Source organism: Arthrobacter sp. P1_A5 (assembly GCF_056406825.1).
In genome coordinates, this window is record NZ_JBFTZL010000218.1 from 1 (window position 1) to 5,408 (window position 5,408).

Annotated in this window: 3 protein-coding genes; all 3 read left to right on the top strand. The window is 66.4% G+C overall.

Annotated features, from left to right (window positions below; genetic code table 11):
* On the top strand, positions 1 to 1,044 hold a 1,044-nt coding region (locus AC1D1S_RS18875; RefSeq protein WP_476995181.1), incomplete at its 5' end, for an amino acid permease.
* The gene (locus AC1D1S_RS18880; RefSeq protein ID WP_476995182.1) at positions 1,041 to 2,456 is read left to right on the top strand and encodes a class I SAM-dependent RNA methyltransferase; all 1,416 of its coding nucleotides are present in this window, start codon (positions 1,041 to 1,043) and stop codon (positions 2,454 to 2,456) included. The genes AC1D1S_RS18875 and AC1D1S_RS18880, both read left to right, overlap by 4 nt.
* Before the next feature lie 224 nt (positions 2,457 to 2,680).
* Positions 2,681 to 5,408: aconitate hydratase (locus AC1D1S_RS18885; RefSeq protein ID WP_476995183.1), on the top strand; the 2,728-nt coding region annotated here is incomplete at its 3' end.

Sequence of the window (5,408 nt, forward strand, 5' to 3'; positions counted from 1 at the left end):
AACCCGGCCATCAGCCAGATCGCGCAGACCGTCTTCGGTGAGGGCTCCATCCCGTTCTATATCGTGGTGGCCGCCACCGGCGTCATCCTGGTGTTCGCCTCCAACACGGCGTTCAACGGTTTTCCGGTGCTCGGCTCGATCCTGGCGCAGGACGGCTACCTGCCGCGCCAGCTGCGCACCCGTGGCGACCGGCTGGCCTTCAGCAACGGCGTCCTGGCCCTGGCGGCCGGCGCCCTGGTGCTCATCATCGCCTTCAACGCCGACGTCACAAAGCTCATCCAGCTCTACATCGTGGGCGTCTTCATCTCCTTCACGATGAGCCAGCTGGGCATGATCCGGCACTGGGGCCGGGAGCTGAAGCTTTCCAAGGAACCTGCCGTGCGGTTGCGCATCATCAAGTCCCGGACCATCAACACGGTGGGCTTCTGCATGACCGCCCTGGTGCTGGTGATCGTCCTGATCACCAAGTTCTCGCAGGGCGCCTGGATCGCGCTGCTGGCCATGTTCGTGCTGTTCCTGATCATGTGGAGCATCCGGGCGCACTATGACAACGTGGCCAAGGAACTCGCCGTCGACGAGGACTCCTCGCCGCGCGCCCTACCCACCCGGGTGCACGCGGTGCTGCTCGTCTCGCACGTGCGCAAGCCGGTTCTGCGCGCCCTCGCCTACGCCCGGGCCTCCCGCCCGTCGCGGCTGGACGCCATTACCGTGGACATCAGCTCCGAGGAAACCGAGGCGACAGTTGCGGACTGGGAGAAGCTCGAAATCCCGGTACCCCTAACCGTGCTGGCCAGCCCGTTCCGCGAAACGGTGACCCCGATCATGGACTACATCAAGAACATGCGCCGCGATTCGCCGCGCGACCTGATCGTGGTCTACATCCCGGAGTACGTCGTGGGCAAATGGTGGGAGCAACTCGTCCACAACCAGACCGCGCTGCGCATCAAAACCCGGCTGCACTTCGAGCCCGGGGTCATGGTGTGTAGCGTGCCGTGGCAGCTGAAATCGTCCGAAGAAGCCAAGAACCTGCAGGATATCCAATGACCCACGACACCCGGACGCACGCCCATACCGATACCCGCACCGAACTGACGCTCGACGTCGGACCCGTCGCCCACGGCGGGCACTGCGTTGCCCGGCACGAGGGACGCGTCATCTTCGTCCGGCACGGGATTCCCGGCGAAAAGGTCCGTGTCCGGCTCACTGACGACGGCCCGGCCGCGAAATTCTGGCGCGCCGATGTGGTGGAGGTACTGGAGCCCTCCCCGGACCGGGTGCCGCACTTCTGGGACCTCGCCGATTCCGCGCGCTCCTGGTCGCACCGGCACCCGCCCGTCGGCGGCGCCGAACTCGGCCACATCTCCCTGGCGCGCCAGCGCAGCCTCAAAGCCGAGGTCCTGGCMGAACAGCTCAAGCGGCTGGCCGGCGTCGAATTTGCGCCGGCGGGGCAGCTCACAGTCGAAGCCGTCGGCACGGCCGCGGGGGAGCCGGCCGCTTGCGCGCCGGAGGACGCCGGCAGTGCGGGGGAGCCGGCCGCGTCCGGCCTGGGCTGGCGGACGCGTGCCGGCTTCGCCGTGACGGCGGCCGGCAAGCTCGGCATGCACGCCCACCGCTCCGATGCCATCCTGCCCGTGCGCGAGATGCCGCTGGCCGTGGACAGGATCAACGCGCTCCGGCTCTGGGACATCGACCTGCAGGGCATCGACCGGGTCGAGGTCGCCGCCCCGGCGAACGGCTCCCGGCCGCTGGTGCTGCTAGTGCCAGCCCCGGGAACCCGGTCCAAGCGGCTCAGCGGCATCCTGGCCCAGCTGCCCGACGACGTCTCGGTCGCCAGCCTGGACCCGGCCACCGGCGAGGTGCTGCAGTTGCGCGGCCGCACCTACGTCCAGGAGTCCGCCGCGGGCCACGAGTACCGGGTTACCGGCGACGGCTTCTGGCAGATCCACCGGGATGCCCCAGAGACACTCGTCGGCGCCGTCACCGGCTTCCTGCACGACGGCGGCTACCTCGCGCCGGGCTCGGTGGTGGCGGACCTGTACGCCGGGGCCGGGCTGTTCACGGCACCGCTGGCCGATGCCGTGGGCGTGACCGGATCCGTGCTCTCGGTCGAGGGAGCACCCGGAACCAGCCGCGATGCACGCAAGAACCTGCACGACGCCGCCCAGGTCGAGATCGTCCAGGGCCGTGTGGAGCGCGTGCTGCGGCAGAAACCCCGCAACTTCGACGCCCTGATCCTGGACCCGCCACGCGCAGGTGCCGGCAAGGCGGTAGTCAAACAGTTGATGGACGCCGGTCCCCGGGCCGTCGCCTACGTCTCCTGCGACCCGGCCTCATTCGCCCGCGACCTGGGCTATTTCCGGCAGGGCGGCTGGGGCCTGGCCGGGCTGCGTGCCTTCGACCTGTACCCGCATACCCACCACATGGAGACTGTGGCGTTGCTGACTCCTCAACCGTGATGCCACTAGGATGGGCGTAGTAGTCCGTCGTCGCGCTCCATCATCAGTGGTTAATTGAGTACTGGCGTTGAATTAACCACCTGCGTTGATTTAGCGGCCGTTCCCTGCGTTCTTACCTGCATTGCGTACCATGATGTACCGATGCCTGTATTAGTTAGGCCGACCTAACTAGCAAGGGTCCAGTAGCGCGACAAAGATGAAACTGTTGCGAGAGGAGTCCTGCGATGAGCATTGTGGACAGCTTCGGTTCAAAAGGCAAACTTAATGTAGCCGGAACCGAATATGAAATTTTCCGGTTGAACTCCGTCGAAGGTGCAGAAAACCTTCCGTTCAGCCTCAAGGTATTGCTTGAAAACCTGTTGAGGACCGAGGACGGTGCCAACATCACGGCCGACCACGTCCGTGCGCTGGCAGGCTGGGATCCCAGCGCCGAGCCCGACACCGAGATCCAGTTCACGCCGGCGCGCGTGATCATGCAGGACTTCACCGGCGTGCCGTGCGTCGTTGACCTCGCCACCATGCGTGAGGCCGTCAAGGAGCTCGGCGGAGACCCGAAGCGGGTCAACCCGCTGGCACCGGCCGAAATGGTCATTGACCACTCGGTCCAGATTGACGCCTTCGGCAACTCCGGCGCACTGGAGCGCAATATGGAGATCGAATACCAGCGCAACGGGGAGCGTTACCAGTTCCTGCGCTGGGGCCAGACTGCATTTGACGACTTCAAGGTCGTCCCGCCGGGCACCGGCATTGTGCACCAGGTCAACATCGAGTACCTGGCCCGCACCGTTATGACCCGTGAAGTCGACGGCGTTGTCCGCGCCTACCCGGACACCTGCGTCGGCACCGACTCGCACACCACCATGGTCAACGGCCTGGGCGTGCTGGGCTGGGGCGTTGGCGGCATCGAGGCCGAGGCTGCCATGCTTGGCCAGCCCGTGTCCATGCTCATCCCGCGCGTCGTGGGCTTCAAGCTCACCGGCTCCATCCCGGCCGGCGCCACCGCCACCGACGTCGTCCTGACCATCACCGAGCAGCTGCGCAAGCACGGTGTGGTCGGCAAGTTCGTCGAGTTCTACGGTGAAGGCGTCGCGGCTGTGCCGCTGGCCAACCGTGCAACGATCGGCAACATGAGCCCTGAGTTCGGCTCCACCGCCGCGATGTTCCCGATCGACGACGTCACCCTCGACTACCTGCGCCTCACCGGCCGGTCCGACGAGAACGTCGCGCTCGTGGAGTCGTACGCGAAGGAACAGGGCCTCTGGCACGACCCCTCCCGCGAGATCAAGTTCTCCGAGTACCTCGAACTGGACCTGTCCACGGTTGTTCCGTCGATCTCCGGCCCGAAGCGCCCGCAGGACCGCATCATCCTCACGGAATCCAAGGCCCAGTTCCGCGAGGACCTGCGCAACTACGTGAAGGAAGACCTGGCCGACGGAAGCCTGGACGAAGCGATCGACGAAAGCTTCCCGGCTTCGGACTCGCCCTCATTCACCGCCTCTTCGTCGCACCCGAGCGACGTGGCCCCGCACGCGCACGGCCCGAAGTCCAACGGCCGCCCGTCCAACAAGGTCAGCGTCAAGACCGCGGACGGACGCGAGTTCGAGCTCGACCACGGCGCGGTCTCGATCGCCTCGATCACCTCCTGCACCAACACGTCCAACCCGTCCGTGATGCTGGCCGCCGCACTGCTGGCCCGCAACGCCGTCGACAAGGGCCTGACGTCCAAGCCGTGGGTCAAGACCTCCGTGGCTCCCGGTTCCAAGGTGGTCACCGACTACTACAACAAGTCGGGCCTGACCCCGTACCTGGAGAAGCTCGGCTTCTACATCGTGGGCTATGGCTGCGCCACCTGCATCGGCAACTCCGGTCCGCTCGACGCCGAGATCTCCGAGGCCATCCAGGCCAACGACCTCTCCGTCACCGCGGTGCTCTCCGGCAACCGTAACTTCGAAGGCCGGATCAACCCGGACGTGAAGATGAACTACCTGGCCTCCCCGCCGCTGGTCATCGCCTACGCCCTGGCCGGTTCCATGGACTTCGACTTCGACAACGACGCCCTGGGCCAGGACGAGGCCGGCAACGACGTCTTCCTGAAGGACATCTGGCCGAACCCGGTCGAGGTCCAGCAGGTCATCGATTCCTCGATCGACAAGGAAATGTTCGCCCGCGGCTACGAAGGCGTCTTTGAGGGCGACGATCGCTGGAAGGCGCTCGACACCCCCGCCGGCGACACCTTCGCCTGGGACGAGAAGTCCACGTACGTCCGCAAGCCCCCGTACTTCGAGGGCATGAAGGCCCAGCCGGAGCCGGTCCAGGACATCACCGGTGCGCGCGTGCTGCTCAAGCTGGGCGACTCCGTCACCACGGACCACATCTCCCCGGCCGGTTCCTTCAAGTCGGACACCCCGGCCGGCCAGTACCTGCTGGCCAACGGTGTGGAGCGCAAGGACTTCAACTCCTACGGCTCACGCCGTGGCAACCACGAGGTCATGATCCGCGGCACGTTCGCGAACATCCGCATCAAGAACCAGCTCCTGGACGGCGTGGAGGGCGGCTTCACCCGCGACTTCACCCAGGCCGACGGCCCGCAGGCCTACGTCTACGACGCCGCGCAGAACTACCAGGCAGCCGGCACCGCGCTGGTGGTCCTGGCCGGCAAGGAGTACGGCTCGGGTTCGTCCCGTGACTGGGCCGCCAAGGGCACTGCCCTGCTGGGCGTCAAGGCTGTCGTTGCCGAGAGCTACGAGCGCATCCACCGCTCCAACCTGATCGGCATGGGTGTCCTCCCGCTGCAGTACCCGGCCGGCCAGAACGCCGCCAGCCTGGGCCTGACCGGTACGGAAACCTACGCAGTTGAGGGCGTCACCGCCCTGAACGACGGCACCACGCCGAAGACCCTCAAGGTCACGGCCACCGCCGAAGACGGTTCCGTCACGTCCTTCGACGCCGTGC